Source organism: Ideonella livida, from assembly GCF_010499455.1.
Taxonomy (GTDB): domain Bacteria; phylum Pseudomonadota; class Gammaproteobacteria; order Burkholderiales; family Burkholderiaceae_C; genus Ideonella; species Ideonella livida.
This window is the reverse complement of sequence record NZ_JAAGOH010000007.1, coordinates 71,998-89,202: the sequence shown is the minus strand read 5'-3', so window position 1 is coordinate 89,202 and position 17,205 is coordinate 71,998. Positions and strand designations below refer to the sequence as shown.

15 protein-coding genes are annotated in these 17,205 nt (G+C 69.6%); 4 read left to right on the top strand and 11 right to left on the bottom strand.

The features are described 5' to 3' along the window. Window positions 1-22: 22 nt before the first annotated feature. Window positions 23-988 (top strand): tetratricopeptide repeat protein, encoded by a 966-nt coding sequence (locus G3A44_RS08055; RefSeq protein WP_163456997.1) that lies wholly within the window; start codon window positions 23-25, stop codon window positions 986-988. A gap of 87 nt (window positions 989-1,075) precedes the next feature. Here the strand turns inward: G3A44_RS08055 and G3A44_RS08050 are convergent, their stop codons facing one another. The 10 genes from G3A44_RS08050 to def form a co-directional block, all read right to left on the bottom strand. Next, window positions 1,076-2,221, bottom strand: coding sequence for a hypothetical protein (locus tag G3A44_RS08050; RefSeq protein WP_163456996.1), 1,146 nt, complete (start codon window positions 2,219-2,221; stop codon window positions 1,076-1,078). A 28-nt stretch (window positions 2,222-2,249) separates the two neighbouring features. After that, the gene (locus G3A44_RS08045; protein ID WP_163456995.1) at window positions 2,250-3,146 is read right to left on the bottom strand and encodes a phosphoribosylaminoimidazolesuccinocarboxamide synthase; all 897 of its coding nucleotides are present in this window, start codon (window positions 3,144-3,146) and stop codon (window positions 2,250-2,252) included. A gap of 157 nt (window positions 3,147-3,303) precedes the next feature. Beyond that, window positions 3,304-5,619: an NADP-dependent malic enzyme gene (locus G3A44_RS08040; protein ID WP_163456994.1), complete on the bottom strand. Its 2,316-nt coding sequence runs from the start codon at window positions 5,617-5,619 to the stop codon at window positions 3,304-3,306. Window positions 5,620-5,857: 238 nt separating this feature from the next. Next, window positions 5,858-7,051, bottom strand: coding sequence for a phosphoglycerate kinase (locus G3A44_RS08035; protein WP_163456993.1), 1,194 nt, complete (start codon window positions 7,049-7,051; stop codon window positions 5,858-5,860). 68 nt (window positions 7,052-7,119) lie between these two features. Next, window positions 7,120-7,458 carry a branched-chain amino acid transport AzlD family protein gene (locus tag G3A44_RS08030; protein ID WP_163456992.1) on the bottom strand — a complete coding sequence of 113 codons (339 nt, stop codon included), beginning with the start codon at window positions 7,456-7,458 and terminating at the stop codon, window positions 7,120-7,122. 12 nt (window positions 7,459-7,470) lie between these two features. Further along, complete coding sequence (locus tag G3A44_RS08025) at window positions 7,471-8,202, bottom strand: AzlC family ABC transporter permease (RefSeq protein WP_163456991.1); 732 nt, start codon at window positions 8,200-8,202, stop codon at window positions 7,471-7,473. Between the two features lie 67 nt (window positions 8,203-8,269). Beyond that, window positions 8,270-8,617, bottom strand: coding sequence for a hypothetical protein (locus G3A44_RS08020; protein WP_239061756.1), 348 nt, complete (start codon window positions 8,615-8,617; stop codon window positions 8,270-8,272). 190 nt (window positions 8,618-8,807) lie between these two features. Then, window positions 8,808-9,662: a zinc metalloprotease HtpX gene (htpX, locus tag G3A44_RS08015; RefSeq protein ID WP_163456990.1), complete on the bottom strand. Its 855-nt coding sequence runs from the start codon at window positions 9,660-9,662 to the stop codon at window positions 8,808-8,810. A gap of 76 nt (window positions 9,663-9,738) precedes the next feature. Continuing rightward, window positions 9,739-10,710 carry a methionyl-tRNA formyltransferase gene (gene fmt, locus G3A44_RS08010; RefSeq protein ID WP_163457067.1) on the bottom strand — a complete coding sequence of 324 codons (972 nt, stop codon included), beginning with the start codon at window positions 10,708-10,710 and terminating at the stop codon, window positions 9,739-9,741. Window positions 10,711-10,761: 51 nt separating this feature from the next. Further along, window positions 10,762-11,280, bottom strand: coding sequence for a peptide deformylase (gene def, locus G3A44_RS08005; RefSeq protein WP_163456989.1), 519 nt, complete (start codon window positions 11,278-11,280; stop codon window positions 10,762-10,764). A gap of 276 nt (window positions 11,281-11,556) precedes the next feature. On the opposite strand from def, the gene G3A44_RS08000 reads away from it, so the two are divergent. The 3 genes from G3A44_RS08000 to G3A44_RS07990 all read left to right on the top strand — a co-directional run bounded on the left by G3A44_RS08000 (window position 11,557) and on the right by G3A44_RS07990 (window position 14,403). Continuing rightward, complete coding sequence (locus G3A44_RS08000; protein ID WP_163456988.1) at window positions 11,557-12,735, top strand: LysM peptidoglycan-binding domain-containing protein; 1,179 nt, start codon at window positions 11,557-11,559, stop codon at window positions 12,733-12,735. A gap of 13 nt (window positions 12,736-12,748) precedes the next feature. Then, a complete protein-coding gene (dprA, locus tag G3A44_RS07995; protein WP_163456987.1) occupies window positions 12,749-13,867 on the top strand; it encodes a DNA-processing protein DprA in 1,119 nt (372 codons plus the stop codon). Window positions 13,868-13,947: 80 nt separating this feature from the next. Beyond that, a complete protein-coding gene (locus G3A44_RS07990) occupies window positions 13,948-14,403 on the top strand; it encodes a Smg family protein (protein WP_163456986.1) in 456 nt (151 codons plus the stop codon). Between the two features lie 55 nt (window positions 14,404-14,458). On the opposite strand, the gene G3A44_RS24050 is transcribed toward G3A44_RS07990, so the two are convergent. Next, window positions 14,459-17,203, bottom strand: coding sequence for a DUF1631 family protein (locus G3A44_RS24050; RefSeq protein ID WP_163456985.1), 2,745 nt, complete (start codon window positions 17,201-17,203; stop codon window positions 14,459-14,461). Window positions 17,204-17,205 lie beyond the last annotated feature (2 nt).

Below are 17,205 nucleotides of genomic sequence, written 5' to 3'. Positions count from 1 at the left end.
ACCTCCCCTTCGCCTTCCCGCCATGATCGACATCACCCTGCAGAACCTGCAAGCCGAGCTGATCGAAGCCTCTCTGCAGCAGCCCGTGCTGCTGGACATCTGGGCCCCCTGGTGCGGCCCCTGCAAGAGCCTGGGCCCCATCCTGGAGAAGCTGGAGACCGAGTACGCCGGCGCCTTCCGCCTGGCCAAGCTCAACAGCGACGAGCAACCCGAGATCGCCGGCCAGCTCAGCCAGATGTTCGGCGTGCGCTCCATCCCGTTCTGCGTGATGTTCTCGCAGGGCCAGCCGGTGGACGGTTTTGTCGGCGCGATCCCCGAGTCCCAGATCCGCGAATTCCTGGCCAAGCATGTGACCGGCCCGGCGGAGCAGGCGGCCGAGGAGGCCGTGGAAGAAGTCGAGGCGCAGGTCGCCGAGGGCGCCGATCCCCAGGACGCGGTGGACAAGCTCGCCGCCGCGGTGGAGGCCGACCCTTCCAGCGACGTGGCCTGGCTCGATTACCTGAAGGTGCTGCTGGGCCTGGCCCGCACCGAGCCGGCCCGCGTGGCACAAGCCCGCGCCGCCTTTGGCCAGGTGGCTGCACGCGCGCTGGCCGACAGCCGCTATGCCGCGATCGAGCATTGGCTCAAGGCCGCGGAGGCCAGCCTGCAGGCCCGCCCGCTGGCCGAGCTGGAGGCCGCCATCGCCACCAACCGGCGCGACTTTGCCGCCCGCTTCGAGAAGGCCCAGTGCCTGTTCATGGCCGGCCAGCTGACCGAGGCCATGGACGAGCTGCTGGAGATCCTCATGCGCGACAAGGCCTGGAACGAGCAGGCCGCGCGCAAGACCTATGTGGCCATCCTGGAACTGATGACCAAACCGGCGCCCAAGCCCGCCGCCGAAGAGCCGGGCAAGGGCAAGCTCGAGCTGACCGGCAAGGCCGCGGTGGCCCCCAGCGATCCGGTGCTGGACAGCTACCGCCGCAAGCTGTCGATGGTCTGGAACAGCTGACGCGCTGAGGCGCAGGGCGTCGACTGGCGCCTCTCACCTCCACAGGAAGCGTGAGGGCGACAGCGGCGCCAACCGCCCGGCACCCGCTCAGGCGACCGGACGCAGGGCGGGACGGGCCGCCACAGGCGGCATGGGCGGCCGGCCCAGGCCCGCACGCTCCAGGATGCTGCGCAGGCGCGCCTGCTGAGCTTGGTGCTCGGCCAGTGCGGCCTGGGCCTGCGGCTGCTGCTCCGCGGCCAGTTCCGGGCGGCCCAGCCGGGTCCAGGTCTGGGCCAGACGGCCGTGGACGGCGGCCTGGTCGTCGGCGTCCAGCAGCTCGGGCAGCAGCCGCACAGCAGCCTGGGCGTCGCGCACGGCGTCATGCTGGCGCAGGGTGTTGGCATGGCACCAGGCCCGATCCGCCAAGAAACGGGCTTCCCGGTGCGCCATGCCCTCGGCGCGCGCCACCGCCAGGTGGGCGCCAAAGAGCGAAACCGCCTCATCGTGGCGGCGCAGCACCACCAGCAGTTGCGCACGCAGCAGGGGCAGCATGGCGGTCAGGGCCTGGGAGCCTGAACTGTCGTCGTAGTTGCCCGAGGACTCGGCCTCCACCAGCGCCAGCCGCGCCTCTTCGGCGTCAGCCTGCCCGAAGGCATCCTGCAGGCCGATACGGGCGGCGCGCATGGTGGCGAAGTTGTGCAACAGCGCGCCCATCATGGAGGCATCGCCCTGGTGTCCTGCGGCCAGCCGCGCCCGCTGGTACCACTGGCGCGAAAGGTCATCGGCACCGGCGAAGCGGCAGGTGTCGGCCAGGACCAGCCCGATGCGGGCCCAGGCGGCGTGGTGGTCCAGCGGCGCCAGCGCCACGGCCTGGCTGAGCTGGCGGGCCATGTCCACCAGTTCGGAGCGGTTGAAGTTGACGGTGGCCAGCCAGGCCAGCGCCAGGGCCTGCAGCCCCGGCTCTGCCGCCTGCACCGCCAGGTCCACCGCCCGCTGGAACTTGTCCGCTGCCTCGGGCGAAAGGGTGTCGGAGTGCTGGATGAGGCCTTCGACCAGCGCGATCCAGGTGGCCACGCGGGTCGAGCGCAGTCGCTGGTTCTGGGTGCGCACGCCGGAGAGCGCAAAGCGCGCCTCCTGGATCAGGCCGTGCCGGGCCAGGGCCCCGGCCCGCTCGGCCTTGAGGCACTCCTGCGTTTCAGGATCGGTGCAATGGACGATGTCCTGGTCCAGGCGCTCGATCAGACGGAAGGCCATGCTCCGGCTCCTTGCCTGCGGCTACGACTCAGGCCGTCAGGCGGTCCAGCGCTTCGCGGTACTTCTGGGCGGTGCGCTCCACCACGTCGGCCGGCAGGGCCGGGGCCGGCGCGGTCTTGCCCCAGGGCTGGCCGTCCACCGTGGCCTGCTCCAGCCAGTCGCGCACGAACTGCTTGTCGTAACTGGGCGGGTTGAGGCCTTCTTGGTAGCCTTCCACGGGCCAGTAGCGCGAGGAATCCGGCGTCAGCACCTCGTCCATCAGGGTGAGCGTGCCGGCCTCGTCCAGGCCGAACTCAAACTTGGTGTCGGCGATGATGATGCCCTTGGTCAGGGCGAAGGCGGCGGCCTCGGTGTAGAGGCGGATGGACACCTCGCGCACCTTCTCGGCCAGCTCGGTGCCAACGATGTCGCCCATGCGGGCAAAGGAGATGTTCTCGTCGTGCTCGCCCATCTCGGCCTTGGTGGCCGGGGTGAAGATGGGGGCCGGCAGCTTGGAGGCGTTCTTCAGGCCGGCGGGCAGGGCCTCGCCGCACACCGATTGGCTCTCCTGGTATTCCTTCCAGCCGGAGCCGGCCAGGTAGCCGCGCACCACGGCCTCAACCGGCAAGGGCTTGAGGCGCTTGACCAGCATGGCACGGTCGCGCACCTGGGCCTTCTCGTCCTCGGCCACCACGGACAGCGGGTCCTCACCCGTGAGGTGGTTGGGCACCACATGGCCCAGCTTGTCGAACCAGAACAGCGCCATCTTGGTCAGCAGCGCGCCCTTGCCGGGAATGGGCTCGCCCATGACCACGTCGAAGGCCGACAGCCGGTCGCTGGCGATCATGAGGAGGCGGTCCTCACCGACGGCGTAGTTGTCACGCACCTTGCCGCGGGCCAGCAGGGGCAGGGTGTGGAGGGAGCTTTCGTGCAGGGCGGCAGTCATGTCGGGACGCGGGTCGGGCCCCCGCAGCGGGGGCCGGTTGGAGGGCAATCCGCGATTGTAGGGACGCGGCTGGCAAGGACCGCATCACATCGCGCCACATCGCCCATGCTGCCCGCGCCCGGCGACCCCCAGGGGGCGCGCCGGGACGCGCGGCCGCTCAGGCCTTGCGGGCGGCGGCGGCGTCGGCCACAGCCAGTGCGGTCATGTTGACCACTCGGCGCATGGTGGCCGAGGGCGTGAGGATGTGCGCCGGCTTGGCCGCTCCCAAGAGGATGGGGCCCACCGTCACGTTGTGGCCGCCGGTGACCTTCAGCACGTTGAACAGGATGTTCGCGGCGTCGATGTTGGGCAGCACCAGCAGGTTGGCCGAGCCCTTGAGCGAGGTCTCGGGCAGGATGGCGGTGCGGATGGACTCCGACAGCGCGGCATCCCCGTGCATCTCGCCGTCGCACTCGATGTCCGGGGCCCGCTGCACGAACAGGTCGCGGGCGGCGCGCATGCGCTTGGCGCTGGGGCGGCTGGAGGAGCCGAACATGGAGTGGCTCAGGAAAGCCACCTTGGGCGGCACGCCAAATCGGCGCACTTCGTCGGCGGCCATCAGCGCGATCTCGGCCAGTTCCTCGGCACTGGGCACCTCGTTGACGAAGGTGTCGGCGATGAACAGGGTGTGCTGCTCCAGCATCAGCGCGTTCATGGTGGCCATGGTGGCGGCGCCGGCCTTCTTGCCGATGACCCGCTCCACATAGTCGAAGTGCGTGTCAAAGCGGCCGTGCAGGCCGCACAGCATGGCGTCGGCATGGCCCTGCTTGAGCAGCAGCGTGGAGATCAGCGTGGTGGAGCGGCGCACCGCGGCCTTGGCGGCCTCGGGCGAGACGCCGTCGCGGCCCATGATGCCGTGGTAGGTTTCCCAGCACTCGCGGAAGCGCGGATCGTCCTCGGGGTTGACGACCTCGAAGTCCACGCCCGGCTTCAGGCGCAGGCCGGCACGCTCGGTGCGCATGGCGATGACCTCGGGGCGACCCACCAGGATGGGCTTGGCCAGGCCTTCGTCCAGCACCGCCTGCACGGCGCGCAGCACGCGCTCATCCTCACCTTCGGCGTAGATCACGCGGGCGGGCTGGGCCTTGGCGGCGGCAAAGACCGGCCGCATGAACATGCCGGTCTGGTAGACATAGGTGCCCAGGCTCTGGCGGTAGGCCTCCAGGTCGGCAATGGGTCGGGTGGCCACGCCGCTCTCCGCGGCGGCCTTGGCCACGGCCGGGGCAATGCGCAGGATCAGCCGCGCGTCAAAGGGGGTCGGGATCAGGTAGTCCGGCCCGAACTTCAGGTCCTTGCCGGCGTAGGCGGCGGCCACCTCGTCCGAGGCCTCAGCCTTGGCCAGCGCGGCGATCTCGTACACGCAGGCCACCTTCATGGCCTCGGTGATGCGGGTGGCGCCGCAATCCAGCGCCCCGCGGAAGATGTACGGGAAGCACAGGACGTTGTTGACCTGGTTCGGGTAGTCCGAGCGGCCGGTGGCGATGATGCAGTCCGGACGCGCGGCCTTGGCCAGTTCGGGACGGATCTCGGGCTCGGGGTTGGCCAACGCCAAGATGATGGGCTGGCGGGCCATGGTCTTGACCATCTCGCCGGTCAGCACGCCGGCGGTGGAGCAGCCCAGGAACACGTCGGCGCCGTTCACCGCGTCGGCCAGGGTGCGGCCGGCGGTCTTCTGGCAATAGCGCTGCTTGGATTCATCGAGCTTGCCGGCCAGCGCGTCGGCGCGCTCGCTCTGGATCAGGCCCTTGGAGTCGCAGACGAAGACGTTCTCCACCTTCACACCCAGGCTGACCATCAGGTCCAGGCAGGCAATGGCGGCCGCACCAGCGCCCGACACGGCCACCTTGACCTCACCGATCTGCTTGCCCACCAGTTCCAGGCCATTGATCAGGGCGGCGCTGGAGATGATGGCGGTGCCGTGCTGGTCGTCGTGGAACACGGGAATGTTCATGCGCTCGCGCAGCTTCTTCTCGATGTAGAAGCACTCGGGCGCTTTGATGTCCTCCAGGTTCACGCCGCCCAGCGTGGGCTCCATGGCGGCAATGATCTCGACCAGCTTGTCCGGATCGTTCTCGGCCAGCTCGATGTCGAACACGTCCACACCGGCGAACTTCTTGAACAGGCAGCCCTTGCCTTCCATCACCGGCTTGCCGGCCAGGGGGCCGATATTGCCCAGGCCCAGCACGGCGGTGCCGTTGGTCACCACACCCACCAGGTTGGCGCGGCTGGTGTAATCGGCGGCCTTGGACGGATCCTGCTCGATGGCCAGGCAGGCGTAGGCCACGCCGGGCGAGTAGGCCAGGCTCAGGTCGCGCTGGTTGGACAGGGGCTTGGTCGGGGTGACCGCGATCTTGCCGCGCGTGGGGGCGCGGTGGTACTCCAGCGCGGCGTCGCGCAGGGCCTGTTCGGCGGGGGTGAGGTCGTGCAGGGACATGGCGGCGAAGGTCGCGTGGATGAGAAGGGACGGCGAGGTTACTTCGCCGCCTCTTCCGCATCGTGGGAACTTTGCGCACCATGCAAAACTTGCATGGACCGATGTTCAGCGGCTTTTCAGCCACGCCAGCGTGGTGCGCAGCCCGGAACCGGGCCGCGCCAGGGCGGTGCAAACACCCCGGCCGACCGGTGCCAGCCCGGGGTGGCACCAGCCTGGTGCCCCATATGGGGGCAGACGATCAGCCGGCGGCGCGCTGGCTCAGGATCTCGAAGGCCGGCAGGGTCTTGCCTTCCAGCACTTCCAGGAAGGCGCCGCCGCCGGTGGAGATGTAGCCCACCTGCTTCTCGATGCCGTACTTGGCGATGGCCGCCAGGGTGTCGCCGCCGCCGGCGATGCTGAAGGCCTCCGATTCGGCGATGGCGCGGGCCAGGGTTTCGGTGCCGTGGGCAAAGGCGTCGAACTCGAACACGCCCACCGGGCCGTTCCAGACGATGGTGCCGGCGGCCTTGAGCTGCTCGGCCAGCTGGGCGGCGGTTTGCGGGCCAATGTCCAGGATCAGGTCGTCGTCGGCCACCTCGGTGGCGGCCTTGACGGTGGCCGGGGCGTCGGCGGCAAAGGTCTTGGCGCAGACCACATCCACCGGGATGGGCACGGCCGCGCCACGGGCAGCCATGGCTTCGATCACGGCCTTGGCCTCTGCCACTAGGTCCGGCTCGGCCAGGCTCTTGCCGATCTTCAGGCCGGCGGCCAGCATGAAGGTGTTGGCGATGCCACCGCCCACGATCAGGCCGTCCACGTTCTTGGACAGCGATTGCAGGATGGTCAGCTTGGTGCTCACCTTGGAGCCGGCCACGATGGCCACCAGCGGGCGCTTGGGGTTGGCCAGGGCCTTGGAGATGGCGTCGATCTCGGCGGCCAGCAACGGGCCGGCGCAGGCCACCGGAGCGAATTGGGCAATGCCGTAGGTGGAGGCTTCGGCGCGGTGGGCGGTGCCGAAGGCGTCGTGCACGAAGATGTCGCACAGGGCGGCCATCTTGCGGGCCAGGTCTTCCTTGTTCTTCTTCTCGCCCTTGTTGACGCGGCAGTTCTCGAGCAGCACCACTTCGCCGGGCGCCACGTCCACGCCGTCCACCCAGTTCTGCACCAGCTTGACCTCGCGGCCCAGCAGTTCGCCCAGGCGTGCGGCCACAGGGGCCAGGGTGTCCTCGGGCTTGAACTCACCCTCGGTCGGGCGGCCCAGGTGGCTGGTGACCATCACGGCAGCACCGGCGTCCAGGGCCATCTTCACGCACGGGGCGGAGGCACGCACACGGGTGTCTTCGGTGATGTGGCCAGCGTCATCTTGCGGCACGTTCAGGTCGGCGCGGATGAAAACGCGCTTGCCGGCCACCTGGCCCTGGGCGATGAGGTCGGAGAAGCGGATCACGTTCATGTCTGTCGTCTCTCTTGCAGTGGTTTGGAAGGAATTTCAGGGTTCGCGGCCGGCGGGGCCGCGGGGGCTCACCAGCCCAGGCCCAGGCGCAGGCCCAGCAACACCAGCGTGCCACAGACGATGGTGCCCAGGATGCCCCGCCGCCACCAGAACCAGAGGGCACCGGCCGCCGCCGCATACAGCTTGGCGTCCTGCCAGGTGGGCAGGAACTGCCCCTGGGTGAGCACGATCTCGGGGGCGACCACCGCCACCAGGGCCGCCATCGGGGCGTAGCGCAGGGCCTCGCGCAGCCAGGCGGGAATGGGCAGCTCGCGCTCCGGCAGCAGGAAGAAGGCACGGGTCAGCAGGGTGATCACCGCCATGCCGGCGATGGCCAGGGCAGCAAGCCAGGGGTCGGAAGTGGCCATGGACAGAAAAGGTCAGACGTCCGTGCCGGCCGGTGGGCGACCGGGGCCGGGCAGGTGCTCCATGAGCACCCCCACGGCCAGGGCGGCGGCAATGGCCACCACGATGTTGAGCTTGAGCGGCAGCGCGTAGGCGGCCACCGAGGCACAGGCGGCCACCATGGCCGCAATCCAGGTGGCACGGCTGGACAGCAAGGACCCGGTGAGGCCCAGCAGGGCCAGGGTGCCGGCAAAGCCCAGGCCCCAGGCAGTGGGGATGACATCGGCCAGCACGATGCCGAGGACCGACATCAGCTGCCAGGCCACCCAGTTGGTCAGCACGCCGCCCCAGAGGTAGGGCACCTGCTCCGGCGCCGGCACCGGGGCCGGAAAGCGCCGCATGAACACCACGTTGTTGAGGTCGGTGGTCAGGTAGGACAGCAGCAGGCGCTGCCCACGCGGCAGCGGGGCCAGGTACGGACGCCAACCTGCGCTGAAGATCACAAACCGCAGGTTGACGCAGGCAGAGGTGGCCCAGATCACCCAAAGCGGCGCGCCCGTGGCGATCAGGGGCAGCGAGGCCAGCTGGGCACTGCCCGCATAGACCACCAGACTCATCCACAGCGAGAGCCACAGGCCCAGGCCGCTCTTGACCATGGCCACCCCGGTGACCAGCCCCCAGGCGCCGATGCCCAGGGCGGCGGGCGCCATGTCACGGGCCCCGAGGCGGAAGTGGGGGTCTCGCCAGTCGGGCGGGAAAACACGCATTCCGCCATTGTCCTACGGGGACCACCGTGGAGCGCCCTCGCCCTGCCGGGGGCGCCTCGGCGCGCCTTCAGTGCGTGGGCTTGGCGCGCTTGCTGGCGCCCTCGTCTTGCGCCGCACCGTCGGCGCCGCCTTCCACGGCTCCACCTTCGGCGGCCTCAGGCTTGGGCTTGGCCTTGGGCTTGGGGGGCTTGGGCTTGGGCAGCAGGTCCTCGGGCTTGATGACCGGTGCGACCGGCTCGATCTTGTTCTCGCGCATGTAGTCGTCCATCTCACGCCAGCCGGCGTAGATGGCGGCCTTGTCGCCCTTGGCATTGAGGGTGTAGCAGTCCTCGATCGCGCGGCCGGCATGGCGGCAAGCGGCACCGATGGCCTTGCCATCCGCCTGCTTCTTTTCGGGGGTGTCGATGCCCAGCATGTCGCAGCCTGCCAGTCCCAGCGCCAGAGTCAGGCCCGCCGCCCAGGCGGCCCCCCGGCGCCAGCCGGCAGGAACGCCGGCCCCGGGCCCAGGCACAACGGGAGGATCGGAAACGGAACGGGAGGCCATGCGCGGATATCGGCCGCCGCGGTGCTCGGCTTGAGCGCGGCGCACCGTCGCCGCGTGCTGTTCAGCCCCGCGGCCCGTAGGCCATGGCCTGCAGACGGGCCACGCGCTCCTCCGTGGCCGGGTGGGTGGAGAACAGCCCACGCAGGCCACCTCCCGACAGCGGATTCATGATCATCATCTGTGCCGTCTCGGGATGCCGCTCCGCGGCTTCGAGCGGCAACCCCTGCGCCAGGCGCTGGATCTTTTGCAGGGCCGAGGCCAGGGCCGCCGGGTCGCCGGAGATCTCCGCGCCGCCGCGGTCGGCTTCGAACTCACGGGCACGGCTGATGGCCATCTGGATGAGGCTGGCGGCCAGCGGCGCCAGCAGCGCCACCAACAAACCGGCGATGGGGTTGGTGGGCCGGCCCTCGCTGTCACGCGCGCTGAACATCATGCCGAAGTTGGCCAGCATGCCAATGGCACCGGCCATGGTGGCGCTGATGGTCGAGATGAGGATGTCACGGTGCTTCACATGGGCCAGTTCATGGGCCATCACGCCCCGGACCTCACGTTCGCTGAGGGCGCGCAGCAGGCCCGTGGTGGCGGCCACGGCCGCATGCGTGGGGTTGCGGCCGGTGGCGAAGGCATTGGGCGCCGCTTCGTCAATGATGTAGACGCGCGGCATGGGCAGCTCGGCGCGCTGCGCCAGATCCGCCACCATGCGGTGGAACTGGGGGGCACTCTGCGCATCCACCTCCTGGGCGTTGTACATCTTCAGCACCATCTGGTCGGAGAACCAGTAGCTGAAGAAGTTCATGCCCAGCGCCACCACCAACGCCAGCACCATGCCGGTCTGGCCGCCGAGCAGGGACCCCAGGGCCATAAACAAGGCGGTGATGCCCGCCATCAGCACGGCGGTCTTCATGAGGTTGAACATCAGCGTTCCTTCCAAATCAGGCGCAGACGCCAGCGGACGCCCGCCCCCCTTGAGATGGCACCCCGGCCGGGAAGTTTCAAGCCCCCGTCAGGCATTCGCCCCGCAGGGCGGCCCCCCCCTGCTCCAGGGCGTGCAGCCAGGCCTGGACCGGCATGCGCCGGCCTCCCGGCCGCTGCACCGTCTCCAGGGCCAATGCGCCCGACCCGCAGGCCACCACGACGGTCCCGGCTTCGGCCTGCACCACGGTGCCCGGCTCAGCGCCCACCCCGGGCAGCACACGCGCCTGCCAGACCTTGACCACCTCGCCGCGGCAGGCAAAGGACGCGCCGGGAAAGGGATCAAAGGCACGGACCCGACGCTCGAGCTGGTCGGCCGGCAGACGCCAGTCGATGTGCGCCTCGCCCTTCTCGATCTTGTGGGCATAGCACACGCCTTGCGCCGGCTGTGGCTGGGCCGCCAATGGCTGGCCTTGGGCCGCACGCTGCAGCACGGACACGATCAGCCTGCCCCCTTGGGCGGCAAGCCGGTCGTGCAGGCTGGCGGTGGTGTCCTGCGGCCCGATGGGCTGCGTCTCGGCGGTGATGACCGCCCCGGTGTCCAGGCCCTCATCCATCTGCATGATGGCGATGCCCGTACGCTCGTCACCGGCCTCGATGGCCCGGTGGATGGGCGCGGCCCCCCGCCAGCGCGGCAGCAGCGAGGCGTGGATGTTGAGGCAGCCGAGCCGGGGATGCGTCAGCACCCAGGCCGGCAGGATGAGCCCGTAGGCAGCCACCACCAGCACATCACAGCCGGCAGCCTCCAGGGCCTCGCGGCCGCATGCCGCCTCCTCGGGCCAGCGGCCATCCAGGCGGAGGCTGCGAGGCTGGCTCACGGCAATCCCCCGGGAGAGCGCCAGCTGCTTGACCGGCGACGGGCTGAGCTTCATGCCCCGCCCGGCAGGCCGATCGGGTTGGGTCAGCACCAAGGGGACGGTGAAGCCGGCCTCCAGCAGGGCCTGCAGGGCCACGGCCGCGAACTCGGGCGTGCCGGCAAAACCGACGCGCAGCGGGGCGGACAGGGCCGGCAAGGCATCAGGTGCGTGCATGTTCACCCCCGCTCAGCGCCGACGCGGCTGCTCTTCTCGGGTCTTCTTGAGCATCTTGGTCTTGATGCGCTCACGCTTGAGGGGACTGAGGTACTCGACGAACACCTTGCCGGCAAGGTGGTCCATCTCGTGCTGCACGCACACCGCCTCCAGGCCCTCGGCCTCAAACTGGTAGGGCTGACCGTCACGACCCAGCGCGCGGACCGTGACACGGACATGGCGCTCGACCTCGTCATAGATCGTCGGCACCGACAGGCAACCTTCATCACCGCGCCGCGTCTCGGCACTGGTCGCCACCAACTCGGGATTGATCAGCACCTTGGGCTGCTTGCGGTCCTCGGAGGTGTCCATGACGATGACGCGCTGGTGGACGTTGACCTGCGTGGCGGCCAGGCCCACGCCCTCGGCCTCGTACATGGTCTCCAGCATGTCGTCGACCAAGCGACGGACGGCATCATCCACCTCCGCCACGGGAGTGGCCACGGTGTGCAGACGGGGATCGGGATAGCGGAGGATGGGAAGCAGGGCCATGGGCAGACGGGCGACGTGGGAGCGCTGGACATGACCGCTGTGGACCGGGCACAACGCCCGGGGCCGCCGGCGGTCCGTTCGGTACATTTTGAAGCGCGCAGTTTGTTTGCGGCATCAAGGGTTTAGGGGCAGAATTTCCTGCATTTTCTAGGTTCGGCCCCTGAGGTGCGTCCGGTTGAGGCTGGACACATTCCTTCACCGGACTCCCAGCCTCCGGCACCGCCCCGGATTGTTGCACCACTGCATTGCCCCCCCGGCGTCCCGGAGATCCTGCTGATGCGTCCTGTTCCCTCCGTCTGCACCGCCCGTCTTGCCCTGGGCTGGGGCTTGCTGATGTCTGCCGCCCTGCTGCCTGCCCAGGCCGGCGCCACCGATTTCCCCGTCACAACGGCACAACGGGACACGGCCCAACGCGTAGCGACCGCGGGGGTGCCCCTGTCCGAACTCGCGCCAGACGCGCCCGACAGCTACACAGTCAAGCGCGGCGACACGCTTTGGGACATCTCCAAACTGTTTCTGCGCTCTCCTTGGCGGTGGCCCGAGCTGTGGGGCATGAACCTGGAGCAGATCCGCAACCCCCACCTGATCTACCCCGGTCAGCACCTGGTCCTCATCAAGGCCGACGGCATGGCCCGACTGGCCGTGGCGCGCCCGGTGGGGGCCGGGATGTCCCAGGACACCCAGACCCGCACACTGGGCCCGCGGGTGCGTGAGAGCGCGCTGGCCGAGGAGGCCGTGGCCGCCGTGTCGCTGCGGCTGATCGGTCCCTTCCTGAATGAGGCCGTCATCCTCGAGGCCGACCAAATGGAGCAGGCCCCCCGCATCGTGGCCACCCAGGCCGGGCGCATGATGGTCTCCCGGGGCGAAAGCGCCTACGTGCGCGGCGCCGTGGACAAGGCCCGCAACTGGTCCCTGTACCGTGAGGCGCGCCCCTTGCTGGACCCCGACACCCGGGAGCTGCTCGGCTATGAGGCCCGCTACGTCGGCTCAGCCGAAGTCATCGCCCAGGGCGACTCGCAGCAGGGAGGCAAGCAATCGGTGGTGATTCCCTCCACCATTTCGGTGACCTATCTGCGCGAGGAGGCCGGCGTCGGCGATCGTCTGGCACCACAGCCTGCGCGCGATCTGGAAGGCTATATGCCCCATGCGCCGAATCAACCGCTCTCCGGCAAGGTGGTCGGCATCTATGGGGACGCCTTGACTGCAGGCCAGAACCAGATCGTGACGCTCAACCGCGGTACCGAACACGGCCTGGAACGCGGCCACGTGCTGAGCCTGTGGCGTGCGGGCGCCAAATGGACCGACCGCACCTCTGAAGACCGGGCCCAGGTGGTGGTGCCCCATGAGAAACACGGTCTGCTGTTCGTCTTCCGGGTGTTCCGCAAGATGTCCTACGCCCTGATCGTCAACGTCCAGCAACCTGTGTCGCCAGGCGACACCTTCAGCCAACCCTGAGCGCCGGGACGGCATGACGCCCGCCACGCTGCTGGCTTGGCTGCGGCTGCTGGGGGCGCCGAGCGTCGGGGCGGCCACCGCCCGCCGCCTGGTACAGGCCCTGGGTTCGGCCGAGGCAGCGCTGCAAGCCCCTGAGGCCACCTTGCTGGAGTTGGCGGGACCTGCCGCCACCCGTGGCCTGAGGGCAACGCAAGAGGACCTGGGCACGCGGTTGAAGCGCATTCAGCAGTGGCTCGACGGCGCTCCCACCCAACGCCATGTGCTGGGCTGGGACGAGGCCACCTACCCGGAGTTGCTGCGCCAGAGCCCTGACGCACCGCCCCTGCTGTTCGCCCAGGGCGCCCTGCCCGCGCTCGCCACCCCTTGCCTGGCGATCGTCGGCTCGCGCCGTTGCACGCCGGCCGGCAAAGAGACGGCGCACCGTTTCGCCAAGGCCCTCTCCGAGGCCGGCATCACCATCGTCTCGGGTTTGGCACTGGGCATCGACGCGGCCGCCCATGAAGGCGCCCTGGCCGGACAAGCCACCGGTGGCGCCCCCACCATCGCGGTCGTCGGCACAGGCCTGGACCGCGTCTACCCCGCGCGCCACAAACCACTGGCCCACCAGATCGCCGCAGACGGCCTGCTGCTGAGTGAATTGCCGCCGGGCGCGCCACCCCTGGCTCCGCATTTCCCCCGGCGCAACCGCATCATCGCCGGGCTGAGCCTGGGCACCCTGGTGGTCGAAGCGGACCTCCAGAGCGGCTCGCTGATCACGGCCCGGCTGGCTCTGGAGGCCAACCGCGACGTCATGGCCATCCCGGGGTCCATCCACAACCCGCAGTCCCGTGGCTGTCACCAGCTCATCAAGCAAGGCGCCTTGCTGGTGGAGGACCCTGCCGAGGTGCTGGACAACCTGGGCTGGAGCGGCCGTGCGCCAGACGTGGCACGCTCCACAGCGCCAGCCATGGACGCCGCGCCGCCGGCCGCCCAGGACCTGCTGCAATGGGTGGGTCATGACCCCGTGGACCTGGACACCCTCTGCCTGCGCTCCGGCCGGCCAGCCGCCGAGTTGCTCGTCGAGCTGCTGACACTGGAGCTGGAAGGGCACCTGTGCCGCCACGAGGATGGCCGGGTGGTCCGCGCAGGCTGACGCGCCGGGCGCACCGCACGCGGCTTGGGGGCACGCCCACCCCGCCGGCGCGCGGGAAGGCCTCGGGTATAGTCCCCCGCATGTTTGATGTGCTGGTCTATCTGTACGAGAACTACTGGCGGCCGGAGGCCTGCCCGGATGACGTCCAGCTGGCCAGAAAGCTGTCTGCCGTCGGTTTCGAGGCCGAGGAAATCCGAGAAGCCCTGAGCTGGCTGCGGGACCTGTCCGCCCAGCGCGAGCTGGTGGACGAGCCGTCCAGCGCACGCCCCAGCATGCGGGTCTACCTGCCTCAGGAGCAGGAGCTGCTGGGCGAAGCGTCAGTGGGCTTCCTGTGCTTCCTGGAATCCGCCGGGGTGCTCTCGCCCGCCATGCGGGAACTGGTCATCGACCGGGCCAGCGCCATCGGCATCCATCCCATCAGTCTGGAGGACTTCAAGGTCATCGTGCTGATGGTGTTTTGGAGCCTGGGCAAGGAACCCGATTCCCTGGTGCTGGACGAGCTGTTTGTCTCGCCTGAGGATAGGCTGTTCCACTGAGACTGGGGCGGCCTGCGCCTTCCCGGCGCACCGCGCCCAATCACACCGCGGCCGATCACTGCACCAAGCGCTCCGGATGCGCCTGCAACTGATGCATGGCGCGCCGCGAGGCGCTGGCGGTGAGGGGTTCATCCTCGGTCGGCACCAGCAGACCGGCCTGCAGGTAGGCCGCCAACCGGGCCTTCTGGAACAGCAGGCACAAACCCTGTGTGGTGACGAACAGGCTGAGCTGCCGGTGCATGCCCTGCCAAGCCAGCCGGACAAAATCACGCCGGCCCTTGTACTGGAGCTGGAAGCCACTGCCCAGCTCCAGCTCCGCCGCCATCTTGATCTGGGCCGGCGCGGGCATGGAGCCGCCGTCAGCGACGATCTCCAGACCTTCCTGCTGGTGGCTGGCCTCGTCTAGCACCCAGCTGTCGTCCAGGTCCAGGCCCTCATCGGGCAACAAGTCTTCGATGGTGGCCAGGCGATGCTTGAGCTGCTCCAACTGATCCGCCCCCAGGCTGGGCGCACGGGCGCTGAAGGCGGTGGCGAGGGTTTCGGTCAGCGTCTCCACCACCTGGGTCTGCCGCTCCCTGTCCAAACCGGCGAGGGCCATGCCATGACGCAAGCCCGCCAACACCCCCGGCACCTTGCGCACCATCTCCTCGCGCTCCGCCACCATGGTCTTGGAAGCCGACAGGCTGATCAGGTCCAAGGCCAGATCACGCGCCCGTCGCACATCGTCGCTCTGCGGCCCCTGGCGGACCGCATGCGTGGCCAGCACATCCGCCCAGACGTGGAACATGAAGTCCCGCACCTCGTCCGGCGCAGGCACGTCCGCCAGCATCTTGCGCAGCTCGATCGTGTACTGGATGGCCAGGGTTTCACGCTGCTCAATCTGCTGCGCCAGTGAAACGCCCGCCCGCGACGCCTCGTTCTGCTCGCGAAAGTACTTCTCGAGAAAGCGCTCAAACTCCTTGAGCACCGTCTTGAACACCCGCCGTCCCGTGTCCGGGAAGGCCTCGATGACCTGCACGATACGACGGATCTCCGCCTCCAGGGGCGCTCCAATCACCTGCCCGCCACCCTCGAAGCCCATGACACAGCCGCCCATGCGGTCGATCAGGCGCCGTGCGGGATGCTCGGTGCTGGTGAAGAACTCGGGCTCCGCCAAGGCCACACGCAGCGTGGGCATCTGCAGCCGGGCAAACCAGATGCGGATCGTCGGCGGAATGCGCTCCTCGGTCAGGATGTTCTGGAACATCAGGGCCACCAGCTCGATGGTGGCCCGCTCGTTGGGCGACTCCGCCGCCTGCTTGAGCGCCCGGGTCTGCTCGGCAAACTCCCGCACCATGGGACCGACGGGGTCCGCCTGGTCCATGGGCTGCGTGGCCTGCTGCTCCAGGCGCTGCTGCACCTGCGCCATGGCCCGCACCAGGCGCTGGGAAGGCGCCTTACCGGCCTTTTCCCCTCCGTCCCGGAAGCCGGGGACCTGACGCTCCACCAGGTCACTCAGGTGCTGCACCACCAATTCGCCCGGCATGGAGGCGGGATCCGGCTGCCGGGTCATCATCCGGGTCTCTTCCCCCATGGCCTGGGCCTGACCCGGCGTCAGGTGCGCCGCAGCCGCGGCCGCCCAGCGCGCCGGCAGCACGATGCCACCCAAGCCGCCGCCCGAACGTCCGCCACCGGTTGAGCCCGGTCCACCGCCTTCTCCACCCGGGCCCGCCCACCCGCCAAATGCCTCAGCGCCTGCACCGCCCTCACTGGCACCACCCGCGGCGCCCGTGCTTGCACCACGGCCAGCGCGCCCTGCGGCGCCCCGCGCCGAGAGCGAGGCGGGCCAAGCCCGCGTGATCAAGGCGCCCAGCGCCGCCCCCAGGCCTTGCAGGCCACCCGGCGATCGCTCTCCACCGGGGCCCGAAGCGGACGCTTCTCCAACGGCCTCCGCCGCGCCGCCACCCGGCAAGGCCGCCCCCGGCGCCCCTGACGGGACGGCGCCCGCCATCGCCAGTCCCCCCATGACCCCACCGGCCACGGCCAAGCCGCTGCTCGGAGCCGGCGCTGCGTGCGTCGTCTCGGGCGGTGCCTCCGCCGCAGGGGCCTGCGGTGCCGGCGCCGCCGCGGAAGCCGGCCCCCCGCCGTCAGCACGGCGAATGAAGGCCCGCAGGTCGATCTCCTGGAGTCCGCCGTTCTCCACGATCCACCGATTGGTGGATTGGTAGCAGCGCTGGGCATGCCCCGCACAGGCCTTGTGCATCGGCGCTTCCAGGGCGCGCCAGAGACTCAGCGGCAAATCGGACTCGGTCCAGCCCCACAACAGACAGCGGGCCAGGACCTGCGGGCGAAAGATGTCCTCCGCATCCAGATCCGACTGCCCCAACGGTTGCGTCACCCGCGCACGCAGGTCGGCAAACTCCCAGGTCGCCTGATCGAGCAGGGCCAAGGACAGGCGGGAGGTCAGGATGGTGCGTTGGATGGTGTCATCGTCCACCAGCTCGTACTGCCCGTCGCCCTGACTCAACACACTGAGCGAGGAACCGGTGGCAGCACCCGCACCGCGCTCCGGCCAGGCGCGGATGGCCTGGCGCACCCGTTCCGGCCAGCGATCACCGTTCTGGGTCATCTCCCGCAAGGCATCCTGCCGCTGCTGGGCCACGCCACGCTCGGCGGGCTGGCCCACCAAAGTGTGCAGGGCTTCCAGCGCCTGGTCGCGAAGCGCCTCCAGATCCGTCAGGAACTGCTCCACGAACCAAGAGCGGGCCTGGTCCACCAAATGCTGCGCAGCGGCCTGGGGGCGGGAGGCGTTAGGGGGCATGT